This is a genomic window from Nocardioides sp. (genome assembly GCF_036267815.1).
Lineage (GTDB): Bacteria > Actinomycetota > Actinomycetes > Propionibacteriales > Nocardioidaceae > Nocardioides.
On record NZ_DATAVI010000061.1, the window covers coordinates 18,609 to 37,567 of the forward strand.

Annotated in this window: 19 protein-coding genes, 1 tRNA gene and 1 pseudogene; 10 read left to right on the forward strand and 11 right to left on the reverse strand. The window is 72.5% G+C overall.

Features of this window, described 5'->3' with window-relative positions; all coding sequences use genetic code 11:
• Nucleotide 1 precedes the first annotated feature (1 nt).
• From def to VHW64_RS12955, 5 genes are all read right to left on the reverse strand, one after another.
• Nucleotides 2-625, reverse strand: coding sequence for a peptide deformylase (gene def / locus VHW64_RS12935; RefSeq protein ID WP_329650975.1), 624 nt, complete (start codon nt 623-625; stop codon nt 2-4).
• Nucleotides 626-659: 34 nt separating this feature from the next.
• Nucleotides 660-2,147, reverse strand: a complete 1,488-nt coding sequence (locus VHW64_RS12940; protein ID WP_329650976.1) for an LLM class flavin-dependent oxidoreductase — start codon at nt 2,145-2,147, stop codon at nt 660-662.
• Nucleotides 2,144-3,238, reverse strand: coding sequence for a galactokinase (gene galK, locus VHW64_RS12945; RefSeq protein WP_329650977.1), 1,095 nt, complete (start codon nt 3,236-3,238; stop codon nt 2,144-2,146). The genes VHW64_RS12940 and galK overlap by 4 nt, the downstream gene beginning before the upstream one ends.
• Before the next feature lie 9 nt (nt 3,239-3,247).
• Nucleotides 3,248-3,844 carry a LysR substrate-binding domain-containing protein gene (locus tag VHW64_RS12950; RefSeq protein ID WP_329650978.1) on the reverse strand — a complete coding sequence of 199 codons (597 nt, stop codon included), beginning with the start codon at nt 3,842-3,844 and terminating at the stop codon, nt 3,248-3,250.
• A gap of 97 nt (nt 3,845-3,941) precedes the next feature.
• The gene (locus VHW64_RS12955) at nt 3,942-5,381 is read right to left on the reverse strand and encodes an OmpA family protein (protein WP_329650979.1); all 1,440 of its coding nucleotides are present in this window, start codon (nt 5,379-5,381) and stop codon (nt 3,942-3,944) included.
• Between the two features lie 206 nt (nt 5,382-5,587).
• Between VHW64_RS12955 and VHW64_RS12960 the strand changes: the two genes are divergently transcribed.
• Nucleotides 5,588-5,719, forward strand: a complete 132-nt coding sequence (locus tag VHW64_RS12960) for a hypothetical protein (protein WP_329650980.1) — start codon at nt 5,588-5,590, stop codon at nt 5,717-5,719.
• Nucleotides 5,716-6,372, forward strand: a complete 657-nt coding sequence (locus VHW64_RS12965; protein WP_329650981.1) for a peptidoglycan-binding domain-containing protein — start codon at nt 5,716-5,718, stop codon at nt 6,370-6,372. Before VHW64_RS12960 ends, VHW64_RS12965 begins: the two co-directional genes overlap by 4 nt.
• Before the next feature lie 52 nt (nt 6,373-6,424).
• Here the strand turns inward: VHW64_RS12965 and VHW64_RS12970 are convergent, their stop codons facing one another.
• The gene (locus VHW64_RS12970; RefSeq protein ID WP_329650982.1) at nt 6,425-8,893 is read right to left on the reverse strand and encodes a LamG domain-containing protein; all 2,469 of its coding nucleotides are present in this window, start codon (nt 8,891-8,893) and stop codon (nt 6,425-6,427) included.
• Between the two features lie 168 nt (nt 8,894-9,061).
• A tRNA-Leu gene (locus VHW64_RS12975) sits at nt 9,062-9,150 on the reverse strand.
• Between the two features lie 89 nt (nt 9,151-9,239).
• Here VHW64_RS12975 and VHW64_RS12980 point away from each other — a divergent pair.
• Complete coding sequence (locus VHW64_RS12980; RefSeq protein WP_329650983.1) at nt 9,240-10,562, forward strand: M20/M25/M40 family metallo-hydrolase; 1,323 nt, start codon at nt 9,240-9,242, stop codon at nt 10,560-10,562.
• Between the two features lie 145 nt (nt 10,563-10,707).
• Here VHW64_RS12980 and VHW64_RS12985 read toward each other — a convergent pair whose 3' ends face one another.
• A complete protein-coding gene (locus VHW64_RS12985; protein ID WP_329650984.1) occupies nt 10,708-10,929 on the reverse strand; it encodes a DUF5703 family protein in 222 nt (73 codons plus the stop codon).
• Nucleotides 10,930-10,932: 3 nt separating this feature from the next.
• Nucleotides 10,933-11,880, reverse strand: a complete 948-nt coding sequence (locus VHW64_RS12990; protein WP_329650985.1) for an aldo/keto reductase — start codon at nt 11,878-11,880, stop codon at nt 10,933-10,935.
• Between the two features lie 105 nt (nt 11,881-11,985).
• Here VHW64_RS12990 and VHW64_RS12995 point away from each other — a divergent pair, with 105 nt between their 5' ends.
• Nucleotides 11,986-12,813 (forward strand): undecaprenyl-diphosphate phosphatase, encoded by an 828-nt coding sequence (locus VHW64_RS12995; RefSeq protein WP_329651056.1) that lies wholly within the window; start codon nt 11,986-11,988, stop codon nt 12,811-12,813.
• A gap of 43 nt (nt 12,814-12,856) precedes the next feature.
• Here the strand turns inward: VHW64_RS12995 and corA are convergent, their stop codons facing one another.
• Nucleotides 12,857-13,837: a magnesium/cobalt transporter CorA gene (gene corA, locus VHW64_RS13000; RefSeq protein WP_329650986.1), complete on the reverse strand. Its 981-nt coding sequence runs from the start codon at nt 13,835-13,837 to the stop codon at nt 12,857-12,859.
• A gap of 56 nt (nt 13,838-13,893) precedes the next feature.
• Between corA and VHW64_RS13005 the strand changes: the two genes are divergently transcribed.
• From VHW64_RS13005 to mshC, 6 genes and pseudogenes are all read left to right on the forward strand, one after another.
• The gene (locus tag VHW64_RS13005; protein WP_329650987.1) at nt 13,894-14,610 is read left to right on the forward strand and encodes a histidine phosphatase family protein; all 717 of its coding nucleotides are present in this window, start codon (nt 13,894-13,896) and stop codon (nt 14,608-14,610) included.
• A gap of 46 nt (nt 14,611-14,656) precedes the next feature.
• Nucleotides 14,657-15,220 carry a DUF3090 domain-containing protein gene (locus VHW64_RS13010; protein ID WP_329650988.1) on the forward strand — a complete coding sequence of 188 codons (564 nt, stop codon included), beginning with the start codon at nt 14,657-14,659 and terminating at the stop codon, nt 15,218-15,220.
• A gap of 20 nt (nt 15,221-15,240) precedes the next feature.
• Nucleotides 15,241-16,005, forward strand: coding sequence for an SCO1664 family protein (locus VHW64_RS13015; RefSeq protein ID WP_329650989.1), 765 nt, complete (start codon nt 15,241-15,243; stop codon nt 16,003-16,005).
• Nucleotides 16,006-16,016: 11 nt separating this feature from the next.
• Nucleotides 16,017-16,235: pseudogene (locus VHW64_RS20320) on the forward strand (serine hydrolase); the annotation flags it as partial.
• Between the two features lie 32 nt (nt 16,236-16,267).
• On the forward strand, nt 16,268-16,660 hold the full coding sequence (locus tag VHW64_RS13020; RefSeq protein ID WP_329650990.1) for a serine hydrolase: 393 nt from the start codon (nt 16,268-16,270) through the stop codon (nt 16,658-16,660).
• A gap of 42 nt (nt 16,661-16,702) precedes the next feature.
• Complete coding sequence (gene mshC / locus VHW64_RS13025; RefSeq protein ID WP_329650991.1) at nt 16,703-17,938, forward strand: cysteine--1-D-myo-inosityl 2-amino-2-deoxy-alpha-D-glucopyranoside ligase; 1,236 nt, start codon at nt 16,703-16,705, stop codon at nt 17,936-17,938.
• An 80-nt stretch (nt 17,939-18,018) separates the two neighbouring features.
• Here the strand turns inward: mshC and VHW64_RS13030 are convergent, their stop codons facing one another.
• Nucleotides 18,019-18,867 (reverse strand): PAC2 family protein, encoded by an 849-nt coding sequence (locus VHW64_RS13030; protein ID WP_329650992.1) that lies wholly within the window; start codon nt 18,865-18,867, stop codon nt 18,019-18,021.
• Between the last annotated feature and the right edge of the window lie 92 nt (nt 18,868-18,959).

Below are 18,959 nucleotides of genomic sequence, written 5' to 3' on the forward strand. Positions count from 1 at the left end.
CTCACGACACGTCGGCGGTCTCGGTGGTCGGCACGGCCGGCCAGTCGGCCGGGTAGCGGTCGGCGACCTTCTCGTGGCCCTTCTGGAGCTTCTTGCGCCAGCGGGTCGAGAGCCGGTCGCCGAAGACCGTGCCGACGGTGTGGTCGGTCTCGTGCTGGAGGCATCGGGCCAGCAGCCCGCTGCCGCCGAAGGTCACCGGCTCGCCGTCCAGCCCGCGGCCGTGCACGGTCGCGCTCTCCGGCCGGGCCAGGGGGGCGTAGCCGCCGGGCAGCGAGAGACAGCCCTCCTCGTCCTCCTCGAGGCGCCGGTCACGGCCCTCGGGCAGCACCACCTCGGGGTTGCACACGACGCCCACGGTCCGCTCACCGGAGGAGTCGTGGCAGTCGAAGACGAACATCCGCAGGTCGACGCCGATCTGGCAGGCCGCGAGCCCGACGCCGTCGGCGGCGTACATCGTCGCCACCAGGTCTGCGGCCAGGGTCCGGAGCTCGACGTCGTACGCCGTGACGTCGGCCTGGCGGCGGTGCATGACCGGGGCTCCCCAGCGCACGACCGGGCGGACCGAGCCACCGCCCGGCAGCGCGCCGTACGGCGCGTGGGCGGGTCCGGGGGCGTCGGGCGGCATGGGCAGGATCCTAAGGACCAGGGGGCCGCACCCGTCACCCGGGAGCACCGGCCATGGTCAGCGGGGCCAGGGCCAGCACCTCCTCGGGCGACTCCAGCCCGCGCACCCCGACGAACACCGTGCTCACCCCGAGCGACTCCAGCTCGCCGTAGCGCTCCCGGTGCTGGTCGACCGTGCCGGCGTGGGTGCGCCGCGCGAACGCCGCGGCCGGCGTACGACCGCGCAGGCGCTCGACCATGGCCCAGGCATGGTCGCGGTCACGCCCGACGACCGGCAGGTCGAGCACCGTCACCGCGACCTCGTCGCGGGTGCGCCCGGCGGCCGCGAGGTGCCGGTCGAGCACGGCCAGCTTGCGGGTGAGGGTCTCGGGGTCCGATGGCAGGTTGCAGGCGTCCCCGAGACGGGCGGCGATGTCGAGGGTGCGCCGCTCACCGCCGCCACCGACGATGACCGGGATGCGGTGCGCCGGCCGGGGGTAGGAGGTGGTCTCGGGTAGCCGGGCCCGCGTGCCGTCGTAGGCCCTGGTGCCGGGCGACCAGAGGGCCCGGCAGGTCTCGATGGTGGCCTCGAGCAGGTCGAGGCGCGTCCGGGCCGGCGGGAAGGGCACGCCGTACGCCGCATGCTCACGCTCCCACCACCCCGCTCCGACGCCGAGGAACGCGCGACCGCCGGAGAGTGCGTCGAGGGTCGCGGCCGCCTTCGCCGTGATGCCCGCGGGCCGGAAGGTCACCGGAGTGCACAGCGTGCCGAGCTCGAGCCCGGTGTCGAGGCCGGCGACCAGCCCGAGGGTCACCCAGGGCTCCGGGATCGGCTGCCAGGAGGCGTCGACCTGGGGGATCTGGATCAGGTGGTCCATCAGCGCGATGCCCGTGAAGCCCGCCTCGTCGGCGGCCAGGGCCAGCCGTCGCAGCCACGTCGCCGGGTCCTCGCCCCAGGGGAACCGCGACACCTGGAGCACGACTCTCAACGGGCCGTTCCGCACCGACGTCGTTGGGCGATCGACGCCAGGGTCCGTGTGCGAGCTCCTGTCGCCCGGTTCCGTGCGACGGGGCTCGCCGCGCCCGGGGACGACCTCGACCCGGTCCCAGGCCTCGCTGTCCAGCGCGGCACGTACGGCGGAGGCGCGGCGGACCTGGTCGGCCAGTGCCGGAGCCGGCACCGGCCGGTCGCGCGCGGTGTTGCGGCGGCGACACTCCTCGCCCGGCGTGTCGAGGAGGACCGCGACCGCCGGCAGACCGGCCGCTCGGGCGGCGTCACGCCAGGCGGCCCGACGCTCGGCGTCCAGCCCGAGGGTGTCGACCACGGTGGTCAGGCCGCGCGAGAGGCGCGCGGCCACGATCTGCTCGAGGAGGCCGAAGGCGTCGCTCGAGGCGTCGAGATCGGCAGGCCCGGAGCCCACGACGCCGCGCAGCTCGTCGGACGACACGACCTCGGCACGCCGGTAGTGCTGGTCGGCCCAGGTCGACTTGCCCGAGCCCGAGGCGCCCACCAGGACCACGAGTGCCGGGTCGGGCAGGCTCACGGGCCGCTCTCGAGCCGGGCCGCCTCGCCGGGCGTGACGACGTAGCAGGCGGGCTGGGTGAGCCCGGCGTCGCGGAACGCACCGAGGACCGAGTCCTGCACGGCGGACGAGAGCTGCCGGGGGACCAGGGCGACCGCCGAGCCGCCGAAGCCGCCGCCGGTCATCCGGGCGCCGAGGGCCCCGGCGGTGCGAGCGGTCTCGACGGCCAGGTCGAGCTCACGGCAGGAGATCTCGAAGTCGTCGCGCATCGAGACGTGGGAGGCGTCCAGCACGGCGGCCAGTGCCTCCCAGCTGCGGTCGCCGATCGCGCCGACGGCCGACAGCACCCGGAGGTTCTCGGTGACGACGTGCCGCGCTCGTCGTCGCAGCACCGGATCGGCGATGCTCCGAAGGCTCGAGAGGCTCGCGTCGCGCAGGCTCCGGACGCCGAGGGCCCCAGCCGCCTCCGCGCACTCCTGGCGACGGTTGCCGTAGCCGCCGTCGGTCAAGGCGTGGCTGACCCGGGTGTCGATCACCAGCAGGACCAGCCCGGCGCCGTCCAGGGGGAGCTCGACCGGGGTCGCGCTCCCGTCGGCGAAGTCCAGCAGCAGGGCGTGCCCCGGTTCGGCGAGCATCGCCACCGTCTGGTCCATCCCGCCGGTCGGGGCGCCGACGTACTCGTTCTCGGCGCGGATGCACGCCTGCGCCAGCCCGCGGCGCACGCGACGGTCGGCCAGGTCGAGGTCGACCAGGGCCGCGACGCCGGTCGCCACGGCGCACTCCAGCGCCGCGGAGCTGGACAGGCCCGCGCCCACGGGGACCTCGGAGTCGACACTCGCGTCGAGGCCGGGAGCGGCGTGCCCGTCGTCGCGCATCGCCTGGACGACTCCGGCGACATACGCCGCCCAGCCGCCCGGGTGGTCCTCGACCCGGCCCTCCCAGGTCTGGTCCTCCTGGGCGCTGGTCAGACGGAGGGTGAGGTCGTCGCGGGGCGCGAGCGTCACCGTCGTGCGCTGGGGGAGCGCCACCGGCAGACAGAGCCCGCCGTTGTAGTCGGTGTGCTCGCCGATCAGGTTGACCCGGCCGGGAGCCGACGCGACGACGGCTGGCATGGGGGCACCCTAGTCCCGCGAGCTCGCGCCGGTGCGGCCCTTGACGACGCCGACGAAGGCCTGCGTCCTGGCGTCGTCCCGAGTGCGGAGCCAGACCAGCGTGACGGTGGTCGGCGGCAGGTCGCTCACCTCCCGCCAGACGACGTCCTTGCGGTGGTGGAGACGCGCCACCGACATCGGAACGATCACGATCCCGGTGCCCGCGGCGACCGTCTCGACCGCCTCGCCCTCCGACATCGACGGCCAGGCCAGCTGCTCGACCTCGGGGCGCCAGCCGGACACGTGGGGGCGGACCAGCTGCTCCTGCGAGAGGTCCGCGAGGGTCACCGCGTCGGCGGCCGAGACGGCCGAGACGAGGTGGTCGCGGCCGGCCACGACCACCGGCAGCTCGTCGTAGAGACGGACGCCGTGCAGGTCGGGGTCGCCGAGAGCCAGCGGCGGCGTCCGGGCCAGGGCCATGTCGACCTCGCCCTCGCGCACGGCGGGCTCCTGCTCGGCCTCGGTCAGCGCGACGAGGTCCAGCGGGCCGCGGCGCTGGTCACGCCAGGCTCGGGCCCACCTGTCGGGAGTCGTGCCGGTCACGAACCCGACCCGCAGCGCGCTCATGCGAAGACCTCCGGAGGGTGGCGGGGCATGGGGTGCCCGCCACCCTACGCGGAGGCCTTCTCCGGTCCGACCCCCCGGCGGACCGGTGTGGTCGCCGTCAGCTCGTGGGGAGCGTGATGGCGACCCGGCGGTTGGCCCTTCGACCAGCCGCGGTCTTGTTGTCGGCCACGGGGTGCGCCTCGCCGTGGCCGGTGGAGACGATCGTGACCGGGACCCCGACCAGCCGGGATCCGAGGTAGTGCGACACCGCGTCGGCGCGCTGCTGCGACAGCACCAGCCCGTGCGAGGCGGAGCCGAGGTCGTCGGTGTACCCGTCGACGTAGATCTTGCCGGTCAGTCCGTGCGACCTGACCTCCTGGGCGAGGTGGCCGATCGCGGTCTTCGCCTGCGGCGACAGGGTCGCGCTGTTGAAGGTGAACGCGAGGGCCGAGGCCAGCGTGACGTTCGGCTTGCCCGACGGCGTCTCGGACGGCTTGGCGTGGGTGACCACCGGTGCCAGCGAGGTCGACACCTGGGTGGCGGCGACCTGAGCGGACTGCTGAGTGCTCGGCTGGCTGTTCGGCTGGGTGTTCGGAGCCGAGCTGCCCGACTGTCCGGTCGAGGCGGACGACGCCCAGGGCATCGCGCCGACGTTCAGGGCCGGCCGGCCCTGCGCGACCCACCAGCCACCGGCGGCGGCAACGCCGACCAGCGCCACCAGGGCCGGCACCAGGATGCGGCGACGGCGGTGGCGCGGGCGCTTCTCGCCGGCGGTCTCCGGGTCGTCCTCCGGCGGCTCCTGGGACGTCGAGGAGAGCTCGGGCCCGTCCAGGGTGCGCATGGTGAAGCCGGCCTCGACCGGCGCGATCACCGCGGACTGGACCTCGCTCAACGACATCTCCAGCGGGTCGACGTACATCCCGAGCGCGCGCTTGAGCAGCGCCGCGGGGAACTCCATGGTCACCTCGTGGACCTGGAGGTCGTCGTGGTGCACCGTCACCCGCACCGGCAGGTTCAGCCGCATCGGCGTGAGGTAGTCCTCGCGCCAGACCGCGACCGTGCGCTGCTCGCTGACCGGCGACTCCCACATCGGGTGGCTCTCGCCGTCCGAGTCGGTCTCGCCTGCCTCCGTGCTCGCGGTGCTCGCGGTGCTCTGGGCGGTGTCGGGCGCCGAGATCGGCTCCTGCACCCGCACCTCGTCGATGACGAGGCCGAAGCCGATGTTGCGGGTGCGCGGCTCCACGGTGAGCCCGGGGAAGCAGCGACGCGCCTCCCCGATCATCCCGAGGATCTCGTCCGGCCCCTGGCACGACCAGCCCATGTTGTGCGCCGACATCGTCGTGGTCGGACCGCAGGTGTCGAGGACCCCCAGCTCGTCGCCGGTGGTCAGCGCGTCCAGGAACCGCGTTCCCGGGCTCCGGTCTCGCGACCCTGCGTCCGTCGACTGTGCCGTCGACCGTGCCGGCGACTGTGCCGTCGACTGTGCCGGTGACTCCTGGCCCCCCCGGACCTCGGTCTCCGACTGTTCCCACGCGTGCGTGAGCGTGCTTGCCCCCATTGTTTCGCCCCCCAGCGAAGAGATTTACCCCACCAGAGAGACTGGCTGCCACGCAGGCCGAGCACAACCGAAGCGACGGCAAAATCACCCGAGGGTCACAAGAATTGGGGACCCCTTGCCGCGATCCGGTGTCATTCCAGCGGCGGATGCCGCCGTCCGAGCCTCACGCCATAGTGCTGAGGAAGGACAGGCAGGAGCTGATGGCCATGGCAAGCAAGCGCAAGAAGAGCGAGCTGGAGCTCGACCCCCGTGCGTACGAGGACCCCGACACGCGCGGGACGGAGCCCGTGGAGGGCACGTATCCCCGCGGCAGGAAGCAGGACGAGGTGCCGCAGTGAGCCCGCGCCTCCCCGGGCAGGCGATCGCCTACGCCCGCGCGCACCCGACCAACGAGGTCGGCATGTGCCTGCGCTACGTGCGCACGGCCTACGACGTCGACGCGAAGTTCGCCACCGCGGCCGACGCGTGGCGCGGATCCGCGCGCCAGCACCCGGTCATCCAGGGCGCGCTGATCCCGCGTGGCGCACCCGTCCTGTGGACGGGCGGGAGTCACGGCGCCGGGCACATCGCGATCGGCACCGGCAACGGCGACTGCTGGAGCTCGGACGCCGGCGGCAGCGGCATCGTGGCCAAGGTCAACATCGACGAGCTGACCGCCCGCTGGCGGATCGCCTTCGAGGGCTGGGTCGAGGACCTCAACGGCGTCCGGGTCTTCGACCCGTCAGCGGCACCGCTCCAGCCCGGGGCCGCCAGGATCAGCCTGCGCAAGGTGCAGCCGAGCCCGAGCGACGACGTGCGGGCGCTCCAGCAGATGCTCAAGAGGCGCCTTCCGGACGCGAGCCGCAACGTCGTCGTCGACGGCCTCTTCGGGCCGGAGACCCAGGAGGCCTACGCCGCGTGGCAGCGGCGCTGCGGCTACCGCGGCGACGACGCCGACGGCAGGCCGGGCAGGCTGAGCCTCCAGCGCCTCGGGTTCACCGTCGGCGCCTGACCCACGAGCACGGGCCGGGCCATGTCGCCCGGCCCGTGCTCGTCGCGGGCGCTCAGGCCCCTCCGGCCACCCCGGCGGCGTACATCGACTGGACCTGGGCCAGGGTCAGCGCGTAGTTGAAGGCGCTGGCCTCGTCGAGGCTGCCGCTGAAGAACGGGCTGACCGGCCAGGACCGGTTGTAGAAGTTGATCCCGAACACGATCTGGACCGAGGACAGGTCGGCGTACCCGGCGCGGAGGTAGCTGGTCGGCATGCCTGCCGCGAGCACCGGGTTGCCGTTGAAGTCCGTGCCGGCCGTGCTGCCCTCGAGCTGACCGTCGACGTAGAGCGAGATCGTGCCGTTGCCGTCGTAGGTGCCGACGGCCTGGTGCCACCGCCCGTCGTTCCAGATCGTGTCCTGGTTGCGGAAGCTCGTCACGGCCGGCCCGAACATGCTGCTGCCGCCGGGCTGCTTGACCGCGAAGACCAGGTCGCCGTTGTTGTCCATCGTGATCGCCCGGTCGGTGTTGCCGCCCGATCCGGTCCGGGTGTCGGACTGGGCCAGGAGGCTGCCGCCGTGAGTGGAGGTGGTCTTGAACCACACCGACTCGGAGAACGCGTTGGGCGCCGTGATCTGGGTGTTCGAGGCGACGTAGCCCGAGGAGCCGTTCAGGGTGACGGCGCCGTCGTTGCCCAGGGCACCGGACGCCCCCTTGGTCACGCCACCTTGGAACGAGCCGGTGTTGGTGTGCGACGAGCTGGAGTCGGCCGCGGTGGTGCCGGTGTCGTCCAACCGCCACCACAGCAGCGGGTTGAGGTTCGACACGACCGAGGCGAACGCCCCGGGAGCGCTGCTCGCGACCCGGCCCGAGACCGCGGTCGACAAGGCGCTGGTGAACGTGCCGTCGCTGGCCGTCACCCGGTAGGAGTGCGACGACCCGGCCGTGAGGCCCTTGTCGTCGAACCGCAGGGTCGGCCGGCTCCAGGTGTAGGACTCCGCGGTCATCGTCGCGACCGGGGTGCTGCCGCCGTCGCGGTAGACGCGGTAGGTCAGCGTGCCCGAGTCGGCGTCGTCGGAGGTCGGGATCAGCACGGTCAGCGTGTTGGCTGCGGTCGGCTGCACCGTGATCGCCAGCTTCGCGCTGAGCACGCCGGGCTGTCCGCCGAACGGGTCGGAGTTGATGTTCCGGCCCGGGACCGACGGCGTCGCGTGGTCGCCGTTGGCCAGGAACCGCGTGAGGTAGGTCTGGCTGCTGCCGTTGACGTTGGTGAAGTCGCCACCGACGATGATCTGGGTGCCGTCGTTGGCCATCACGTGCGGGCCGGTCGCGGCCGACCCGCTGCCGTTGGTGTTGGGCGACCAGTGCACGAAGGTCCCGTCGGCGAGGTTCTGACCGACCAGGTGGTGGTGGATGAAGCCGCCGCGGCCGGTGCCGCCGACGAACCCGCCGGAGGCGCCGCCCTGGTTGAAGGCGCAGTCGTGCTGGTGGGAGCCCTTGTAGAGGATGTTGTTCATGATCGTCAGACCCTGCGAGGCCCCCAGGCACGACGACAGCCAGTTCACGGCGCCGTTGCTGATGTTCGCGGAGTAGGTGCCCTCGTAGCAGCCCGGCGGGTCACCGGCACCGGTGACGTAGGCGCTGGTGCCCTGGGCCACGATGCTGGTGACGCGGCCCGCACAGTTGGTGTTGATGGGCTGCGCGGTGTTCGCGTCCCACTCCTCGGTGGCCCCGGTCGTCGGGTCGAGCGAGGCCATGCCGCCGCTCGAGACGCCGTTCACGCCCATGAACTGCCCGCCCGCGAGCACCCTGGTGCCGTCGGGGGAGACCTTGATCGCGAGCACGTTGGGCGTGTACGTCGTGGTGGTGCAGCCCGGGGGCGGGTTCGTCGGACAGGTCTGCGCCGGCCGCTGGACGAACGTCGGCACGAACCTCGTGTTCAAGGCGCCGGTCGCGGCCGTCACCGATGCCATGTAGGCGCGGGTGGCCCCGCCGACGCGGGTGAAGTCGCCACCGAGGTAGACCGTGGAGCTGGTCGACTCGATCGAGCGCACGGCGGCGCTGGCGTTGGGGTTGAACGACGTGTTCAGGGTGCCGGTGGACAGTGTGATGGCCGCGATCCGGTTGCGCGTCGTGCCGTTGACCGTGGTGAACGAGCCACCGACGTACAGGGTGCGGCCGTCCGGCGAGACGTCCAGGGCGTTCACCCGGCCGTTCAGGGTCACCTTGAAGCTGGTGACCAGCGCGCCCGTGGAGGCGCTGAACGCCGCCAGGTAGGTACGCGCGGTCGCCGAGCCCGACTGCCCGGCTCCCGGCTTGACCGACGTGAACTGGCCGCCGGCGTAGATGACGCCGTTCGCGTTGGCCAGGGCGTCGACCGGCGCGTTGGGCTGCCAGATCGGCGAGGCGACCCCGCTGACCGCCTGGTCGTTGACCGCCGCCTGCGCCGCTCCGGGCGTCAGGCCGAGCGCCGCCGTCGACAAGGCGAGCACGGTTGCTGCCGTCGCGGCGAGCCGCATCGTGCGTACGCGAGATGGCCTCATGTCGTTCCCCCGTCTGCCGGCAGCGGCCCACGCGCTCCCCACGCGTCGGGCACCGGTATCTGGGTCGTGACGCTACGTAAAGAAAAGGGCCGAACATCCCCTAGACCGGGGAAACGGCCAGATACCTGGCGAGAGTGGGACCTGTGAGCCTGCTGTGACCCACCGCAGTGGTGTCCGAGGGGGGACTTGAACCCCCACGCCCTAATACGGGCACTAGCACCTCAAGCTAGCGCGTCTGCCAATTCCGCCACCCGGACGAGTGCGGAGGAACTCTAGCAACCGCGCGACCCGTTCCTCACATCGACGGCCGGGACGTCCGAGCCCGTCGGGTGCCAGGATGGGAGGCATGGCGAACGACGCTGCCCGAGCCACCTACGACCCCGCCGGCGAGGTCGTCGACCTGTGTCGCGACCTGATCCGGATCGACACCAGCAACTACGGCGACGACTCCGGGCCGGGTGAGCGCAAGGCCGCCGAGCACGTCGCCGCGCTCCTCGACGAGGTCGGCATCGAGTCCGAGCTGTTCGAGCAGGAGCGGGGGAGGACCTCCCTGATCGCGCACTGGGGCGGCCCGGCCGGCGGCCCCGGCGCGCTCCTGCTGCACGGGCACCTCGACGTCGTCCCCGCGGCGGCGGAGGACTGGCAGGTCGACCCGTTCTCCGGTGAGCTGCGCGACGGCTACCTGTGGGGCCGCGGCGCGGTCGACATGAAGGACTTCGACGCCATGCTGCTGTCCGTCGTCCGCGCCCGCACGCGGGCCGGTGAGGTGCCGGAGCGACCGGTGGTGCTCTGCTTCACCGCCGACGAGGAGGCCGGCGGCCACCTCGGGGCGCAGGTGCTGGTCGAGCAGCATCGCGAGCACCTCGAGCACTGCACCGAGGCGGTCGGCGAGGTCGGCGGCTTCAGCGCCACTATCCGCGGCCAGCGGCTCTACCTCGTCCAGGCTGCCGAGAAGGGCATGGCCTGGATGCGGCTCACCGCTCGCGGCCGGGCCGGGCACGGCTCGATGATCAACGACGACAACGCGGTGTCGCGGCTGGCTGCCGCGGTCGCCCGGATCGGCGCGCACCAGTGGCCGGTGCGGCTCACCCCGACGATGGAGACGCTGCTCGCTGCGGTCGGCGAGATCGCGGGCGTCGAGGCGACGCCGGCGAACGCGCAGGTGCTGGTCGAGGAGTTCGGGGGTGCCGCCCGGATGATGGGGGCGGTGATCCGCAACACCGCGAACCCGACGATGCTGAGCGCCGGCTACAAGGTCAACGTGATCCCCACCGAGGCCTCGGCCCACGTCGACGGGAGGTTCCTCCCGGGCTACGAGGACGAGTTCTTCGACACCCTCGCCGAGCTGTGTGGCGACGGGATCGAGCGGTCCTTCGTCTCCCACCAGCAGCCGTGGGAGACGCCGTACGACGGGGACCTCGTCGACGCGATGACGCGGTGCCTGCTGGCGGAGGACCCGGAGGCCCGGGTGGCGCCGTACCTCATGAGCGGCGGCACCGACGCCAAGCACTTCAACGCCCTGGGGCTGCGCAGCTACGGCTTCACGCCGCTGCGGCTGCCGTCCGACCTCGACTTCACCGCCCTCTTCCACGGCGTCGACGAGCGGGTGCCCGTCGACGCCCTCGAGTTCGGCGCCCGCGTCCTCGACCGCTTCCTCTCCCACCTCTGAGTCAGTGCGGTTGGTGGGTTGGGTGCGCCAAATCCCCCGCTGAAGCGGGGGATTTGGCACTTCTTGGGGGTTGCAGCGGCCAAGAAGTGCAAGAAGAGGCCAGGGAGTCCGCGTGAACGACCGGGGCGAAGGGCCGTGCCGAGGCTCAGGTGAGCGTCAGGCGCGCCCGGATGATCTTGCGGCGCAGGACCACCCGACGCGTGCCGTCGGGAGACACGCGCACCCGGTCCAGCTCCCAGCCGCCGTGCTCGGCGCGCTCGACCAGCATCTTGGTCACGACGTTGCGGGAGAAGTCACGCGCGATCGTCAGCTTCTCGAACTCCCACTCCACCCCGCGTGACGGCGGGCGACGCAGGGCCGCGGGCACGCCTCAGTCCTCCGAGACGTCGTCGAGCGCGGCGACGATCTCCGGTGGCAGGGTCAGGTCCTCGACGCCCAGGGCGCCCAGCAGCTGCTTGGCCGTGCGGGCTCCGACGATCGGCGCGGTGACGCCCGGCCGGTCGCGGACCCACGCCAGCGCGACTTCGGTCATCGACCAGCCGAGCCCGTCGGCGGCCTTGGCGACGGCCTCGATGATCCCCTGACTGCGGGCGTCGAGGTAGCGCTCGATGATCCGCCCGAACGAGTCGGAGGCTCCTCGGGAGTCGGACGGGATGCCGTTGCGGTACTTCCCGGTCAGCACGCCGTGCCCCAGCGGCGACCAGGGCAGGATGCCCAGCCCGAGCGCCGCGGCGGCCGGTACGACGTCGGTCTCGATCCGGCGGTTGACCAGGGAGTACTCCATCTGGGTCGACGCCAGCGTCGCTCGTCCGGGTACGGCGCGCTGCCAGGTCGCGGCCTGCGCGGTCTGCCAGCCGGTGTAGTTGGAGATCCCGACGTACGCCGCGCGGCCGGTGGCCACGGCGTGGTCCAAGACGGTGAGGGTCTCCTCCAGCGGCACCCCGTCGACCCAGGTGTGCACCTGCCACAGGTCGACGGAGTCGACCCCGAGACGACGCAGAGATGCGTCGAGGTCGGCCAACAGCCGACCTCGGGAGGCGTAGGTCTCGCGCTCACCGCGGCGGCGCGAGATCCCGCCCTTCGTCGCGATCACGACCTCGTCGCGGGCGACGACGTCGCCGATGAGGCGGCCGATCATCTCCTCCGAGGCACCGTCGGCGTACGCCGCGGCCGTGTCGAGCAGCGTGCCGCCGGCCTCGGCGAAGGCGATCAGCTGGTCACGGGCCTCGTGCTCGTCGGTCTCCCGGCCCCACGACATGGTCCCCAGGCCGAGCCGCGAGACCGTGAGGCCCGTGGCACCGACCGCCCGCTGTTGCATGCGGACAAACGTATCCCCTTCCCCGCCGGAGGGGCGCGCCTCCACCTCGGGGTCTGGCCCCTAGCCTTGCCTCTGGCCGACGTCCCCGATGTGCGAGAGCTGGCGATGAACTACTTCGACGCGATCATCTTGGGAATCGTGGAGGGGCTCACCGAGTTCCTACCCGTCTCGAGCACCGGTCACCTCACCATCGTCGAGAAGATCCTGGGGCTCAAGACCAACGATCCGGCGGTGACCGGGTTCACCGCGGTCATCCAGATGGGTGCGATCGTCGCGGTGATCGTCTACTTCGCCCGGGACATCGCGAACATCATCCGCACCTGGACCCTCGGGCTGGTCAAGCCGGAGTACCGCGGGCACCGCGACTTCCGGATGGGCTGGTACGTCATCGTCGGCACGATCCCGGTCGGCATCGTCGGTCTGCTCCTGCGCCATGTCATCAAGGACGACCTGCGCAGCCTGTGGGTCGTCGCGATCGCCCTGCTCGGCTGGAGCGCGGTGATGTGGGCGGCCGAGCGCGCGGCGCGCCAGGACCGCTCGGAGAAGCGGCTGAACCTCACCGACGCCGTGGTCGTCGGCATCGTCCAGTGCATCGCGCTGGTGCCGGGGGTCTCCCGGTCGGGCGCGACGATCTCGGCCGGTCTGTTCCGGGGGCTCGACCGGGTGGCGGCCACCCGGCTGTCGTTCTTCCTGTCCATCCCCGCCCTCATCGCGGCCGGCGCGTTCGAGCTCAAGGACGCGCTGGGCGGGGACGTCGGGGTGGGGGAGACCGTGGTCGGCACGGTGGTGGCCTTCGTGGTGGCCTACGGCACCATCGCCTGGCTGCTGCGCTTCGTCGCCCACCACCCGATCACCTGGTTCGTGCCCTACCGGCTCGCGCTGGGCGCGGCGCTGCTCGTCGTCCTCGCCACCGGCGTGATGTCGGCAACCTGAGGCGACCTGGGGCCACCTGGGCCCGGGCACGGCCCGGCCGCGGTCACAGCCAGCCCGACCGCTTGAAGAACACCCAGAGCGCGCCCACGACGACCACCATCAGCAGGACCGAGTAGAGGTAGCCGTACTGCCAGCCGAGCTCGGGCATGTGATGGAAGTTCATGCCGTACACGCCGGCGATCAGCGTCGGGGCCGCGACCAGCCCGACGCCGGCCGAGATCTTGCGCATGTCCTCGTTCTGCTGCACGGAGATCTGTGCGAGGTGGGCGTCGAACGCCGTGGACAGCAGCTGGTCGAGGCCGTCCACGGTCTCCGCGGCCTGGCTGAGGTGGTCGAGCACGTCGCGGAAGAACGGCGCCGAGCCCTCCTCGATGCCGGGCACGGCCCCGGTGGCGAACCTGCGCATCGGCTCCCGCAGGGGGAGTACGGCGCGGCGTACCTCGGCGATCTCCCGCTTCAGGGTGTAGATGCGGGCGGAGTCGTTCGTGCGCTGGGGCGAGAACACCGAGGTCTCGACCTCGTCGACGTCCTCCTCCAGCGCGTTCATCACCGACAGGTAGCCGTCGACGACGCGGTCGCACACGGCGTAGACGACCGCGGACGGGCCATGGGTCAGCACGCCGGCCTTGGCCTCCAGGTCGCGACGCGCGCTGTGCAGCTCGGAGCCGGAGCCGTGTCGCACGGTGATCACGAAGTCGGTGCCGACGAACATGTTGATCTCGCCGGTCTCGACCGCGTCGTGCGCGTCGACGTACCACAGCGACTTCAGGGTGAGGAAGAGCGTGTGCTCGTAGCGCTCGAGCTTCGGGCGCTGGTGGGCGGTGAACGCGTCCTCGACCGCCAGCGGGTGCAGGCCGAACTCCTCCTCGACGGTGGCCAGCTCCTCCTCGCTGGGCTCGTGGAGCCCGACCCAGACGAAGTCGCCCGGCTCGGTGGCGAGCTTGCGCACCCGGCTCAGCTCGCTCGGGGGGAGGTCGTCGACGATCCGCCTGCCCTGGCGGTAGACGGCACTGTCCACGATCACGGGCCCACGGTAGTGCGGCCGGGCCCGTGATGACCGGCACACCCTAGGGTCGGGGTATGGCCACGGTGATCCTGCTCCGGCACGGGCGTACCTCCGCCAACGCCACCGGCACCCTCGCCGGCCGCACTCCCGGGGTGCACCTCGACGACCACGGGCGCTCCCAGGCCGAGCGTGCGGGCGACCGCCTGGCTGTCGTCCCGCTCGCGGCGCTGGTGACCAGCCCGCTGGAGCGCTGCCGGGAGACCGCACGTGCCGTCGCGCTGCGGCAGGCCGGCAAGCCCCGCCTGCTCCCCGACAAGGGGCTGACCGAGTGCGACTACGGCGAGTGGCAGGGCCGCAAGCTCAGCGAGCTCGCCCGGCTGGCCCTGTGGCGCACGGTGCAGAGCAACCCCTCGGCGGCGACGTTTCCCGGAGGCGAGTCCCTGGCGCAGATGCAGGCCCGAGCCGTGGACGCCGTACGCCGGCGCGACGCCGCGGTGACGGCCGAGCACGGCGCCGGGGCGGTCTGGCTCGCGGTCAGCCACGGCGACGTGGTCAAGTCGGTGCTGGCCGATGCCCTCGGCATGCACCTGGACCTCTTCCAGCGGATCCAGGTCGACCCGGCCTCGATCTCGGTGATCCGCTACACCGCGGACCGCCCCTACGTGCTCGCCTCGAACACCCACGAGGGCAACCTGTCGTGGCTGGTCCCGTCGCCGAGCGGCAAGGGCCGACGGCCGAAGGCCGGCCACGGTGCCGCGGTCGGGGGCGGTGCCGGGCCGTCCGGACCGTAGCGGCCGGCATGCGGGGCCGGATGATCGGCCTGCATAAGGTGGAGCCATGCCGGTGATGCACGAGTTCGACCCGCCCGAGCGCTTCGTGGCGGGCACCGTCGGCGAGCCGGGCGCGCGCACGTTCTTCCTCCAGGCGCGCTCGGGACCCCGCCTGGTCAGCGTCGCGCTGGAGAAGCAGCAGGTGGCCGTCCTCGCCGAGCGCATCGACGAGCTGCTGGACGAGGTCATGACCGCCACCCTCGGCGACGCCCTGGTCCCGGCCGTGGCGCCGCTCGGTCTCGACGACGCCGAGCCGCTCGAGCAGCCCATCGACGAGCAGTTCCGCGCCGGCACCATGACCCTGTCGTGGGACCCCTCGATCTCGCGGGTGGTGATCGAGGTCTTCCCGCTGGTCGACACCGCCGACGACGCCGAGGAGGCCGAGGACGTCGAGCCGGCCGAGGTCTTCCTGGTGCGCCTCGAGGCCGGACCGGCCCGGGCGTTCGTCAAGCGCGCCTCACTGGTGATCGACGCCGGCCGGCCCGACTGCCCCTTCTGCGGCAATCCGATCGACCCCGACGGTCACCTCTGCGTCCGGGCCAACGGGTTCCGCCGGCGCGACCCCGCGTGATGGACCTCTCGGGACCTGTCGTGCCCGAGCCGGAGCTGCGCCACGGCGAGCTCGTCCTGCGCGGCCGGGTGATGCCGGCGTCCAACGCGACCTTTGTCGGCGAGATCGACGGCCGACGGGTGGTCTACAAGCCGGTGGCCGGCGAGCGGCCGCTGTGGGACTTCCCCGACGGCACCCTCGCGGCCCGGGAGGAGGCCGCCTACCTCGTCTCCGAGGCCCTCGGGTGGGGGATCGTGCCACTGACCTTCCAGCGCGGCGGGCCGCACGGGCCCGGCATGGTCCAGCTCTGGCAGGAGCCCGATCCGGTGGTCGAGGCGGTGACGCTGGTCCCGGAGAACGCGGTGCCCGACGGCTACCTCTACGTCTTCGAGGGGCTCGACGACCGCGACCGGGTCATCGTGCTGGTCCACGAGGACACCGGCCCCCTGCGCCGGATGGCGGTCTTCGACGCCGTGGTCAACAACGCCGACCGCAAGGGCGGCCATGTCCTGGCGATGTCTGACGGTCACCGGTACGGCGTCGACCACGGGCTGACCTTCCATGTCGAGCACAAGCTGCGCACCGTGCTCTGGGGCTGGGCGGGCGAGGCTCTGACCGACGAGGACGAGGCCTGCCTGGATCGGCTCTCGGGAGCCCTGGAGGGCGATCTCGGTGAGCGCCTCCTCGGTCTGGTGACCCCCCACGAGGTCGAGGCCACCCGCCGGCGGGTCAAGCGCCTGCTCCGGGTGCGCAGCCTGCCCGAGCCCGGCCAGGGTTGGCGGGCGATACCGTGGCCGCCCTTCTGAGAGGTGCTCGCGTGGAGCCGCTGGGACGACACCTGGACGTCGCGGGCTGCGTCGTCGGGACGGCGTGGGCAGAGCCCCTCCACGGTGGCTCCGGGGTGGGCTTCGACGAGGACGTCCTGGTCACGCCCGCGTCGGTGATCAAGGTGCCGGTGGCGCAGACGGTCCTGAACGCGATCGCGAGCGGGGAGCTCGACGGGCGCGATCGGGTGGTACTGCCTGCCGGGCGGCGGACGCCGGGCCCGGCGTCCCCTCGGCCGACGAGGTGCGGCGCCGGCTGGACGGCTCGGCGGCACTCGACCCGGCGCGGGGGAGCCGCACCACCGCGGCCGACAGCGTGCGCATGCTCCGGGCCATCTGGCGCGACGAGGCAGGTCCGGCTCAGGCCTGCGCCGCGGTGCGCCTCGGCATGCGCCAGCAGCTGACCCGCCACCGGATCGCGACGGGGTTCCCGCCGGAGGTGTCGGTCGCCGCCAAGAGCGGCGGCCTGATGGGCGTCGTGCGCAACGAGGTCGGCGTGGTGACCTACCCCGACGGCGCGTCGTACGCCGTGGCGGTCTTCACCCGCACCGACCCTGCTCACCGCGCCGACCCGCGCTTCGTGGACGCGGCGATCGGCACGGTCGCCGCCGAGGCCGTCGGCCGTCTTCGCGCCTGACACGTCGTTCAGGTCGTGGGACGCCTGTCGTAGTCTCCGCACATGCGTGCCTGGCCTGCTCCAGACCTTCCCACCCTGCCGGTGAGCGCCCCTCCCGTCCGCGTGCACGACTCGTCCACCGGCGGTCTGGTCGAGACCCGTCCCCAGGGCCCGGCCCGGCTCTACGTCTGCGGCATCACGCCGTACGACGCGACGCACATGGGGCACGCGGCGACCTTCGTCGCCTTCGACCTGCTCAACCGGGCCTGGCGCAACGCCGGGCACGAGGTGGTCTACGTGCAGAACATCACCGACGTCGACGACCCCCTGTTCGAGAGAGCGGAGAAGGTCGGGATCGACTGGCGCGAGCTCGCGGCGCGCGAGACGGAGCTGCTGCGCCAGGACCTCGCGGCGCTGCGGATCGTGCCGCCCGAGCACTTCCCGGGGGCCGAGGAGTCGCTCGACCTGATCGTCGCGCTGATCGGACGCCTCCAGGACGCCGGGGCGATCTACGCGGTCGACGACGACCTCTACTTCTCGGTCTCGGCCGACCCTGCGTTCGGCCAGGAGTCGGGGTGGAGCCGTGAGCAGATGCTCGCGGTCTTCGCCGACCGCGGCGGTGACCCCGACCGGGCCGGCAAGAAGGACCCGCTGGACTGCCTGGTGTGGCGTGCCGAGCGTCGCGGCGAGCCCGCGCTGGACAGCCTGCTCGGTCGTGGCCGACCCGGCTGGCACGTCGAGTGCACCGCCATGGCGCTGGACCTGCTGGGCGAGGGGTTCGACGTCCAGGGCGGGGGCACCGACCTGGTCTTCCCCCACCACGAGATGTGCGCCTCGGAGGCGCAGGTCCTGACCGGCACGCCGTACGCCCGAGCCTACGTCCACGCCGGGATGGTGGCCTACGACGGCGCGAAGATGTCGAAGTCGAAGGGCAACCTGGTCTTCGTCTCGGCGCTGCGCCACAGCGACGTCGACCCGATGGCGATCCGGCTGACGCTCCTGCGCCACCACTACCGCTCCGACTGGGAGTGGACCGACGACCAACTGTGGTCGGCGGCCGACCAGCTGGCCACCTGGCGGCAGGCGGTCGCGGTCGGAGCGGGGTCGCCGTCCGGACCCGTGGTCGAGGCCGTGCTCGAGGCGCTGGCCACCGACCTCGACGCCCCGTCGGCCGTGGCCGCCGTCGACGCCTGGGCCGCGGCCACGCTCGGCACCGGCGGACTCGCCGACACCGGCGACCCCGACGCGGGTTCGGTCATGCGAGCGCTGGTCGACGCAGCGCTCGGCATCGCCCTCTGACCGACACCCCCACGAGTCGAGTTGGGTTGCGCTGGGTCGCGCCGGGTTGAGCTGAGTTGGCCCTCCGGGCTGGCAGCGCCTCAGCCGTCTTCGGTCCGGCGCTTCAGATAGCGCTCGAACTCTCGCGCGATCGCCTCGCCGCTGGCCTCGGGGAGGTCGGTGGTGTCGCGGGTCTCCTCGAGCGCCTTGACGTACTCCGCGACGTCCTCGTCCTCCTCGGCCAGCTCGTCGACGCCGCGCTCCCAGGCCCGGGCGTCCTCGGGGAGGTCGCCCAGCGGGATGCTGCACTCGAGCAGCTCCTCGAGCTGACCGAGCAGGGCCAGCGTCGCCTTCGGGCACGGTGGCTGCGCGACGTAGTGGGGTACGGCGGCCCAGTAGGACACCCCGGGGATGTCGAGCCGGACGCAGGCGTCCTGGAAGACCCCGACGATGCCGGTCGGTCCCTCGTACGTCGACTGCTCCAGCTTGAGGCGGTCGGCGAGGTCGGGCTCGGTCGCCGTCCCCGACACGGGGATCGGCCGTGTGTGCGGGGTGTCGGCGAGGAGCGCGCCGAGCGTCACGACCAGCTGACCCCCCAGGTCGTCACAGGCCGCCAGCAGCTCGGCGCAGAACTGTCGCCAGCGCATGTTGGGCTCGATGCCCCGCAGCAGGATCACGTCGCGGTCGAGGTCGGGAGGAGACGCGACCGCGATCTGCGTGCTCGGCCAGGTGATCCTGCGGTGCCCCAGCTCGTCGATGCCGACCACCGGCCGGTTGACCTGGAAGTCGTAGAACTCCTCGGGGTCGATCGCGCCGATGATCCGGGCGTCCCAGACGCGGATCAGGTGGTCGAGAGCACCCGACGCCGCCTCGGCCGCGTCGTTCCAGCCCTCGAAGGCGGCAATCACCAGCGGCTCGACCAGGCCGTCGAACTCCTCGATCTCGATCACCGGACAAACAGTAGCGATCGGGTCGGCGAGGTTTTGGCCGGCACCGTCGCCCGATGTCACGATGCGGAAACCGGGTCCAGCAGCCGGGACGG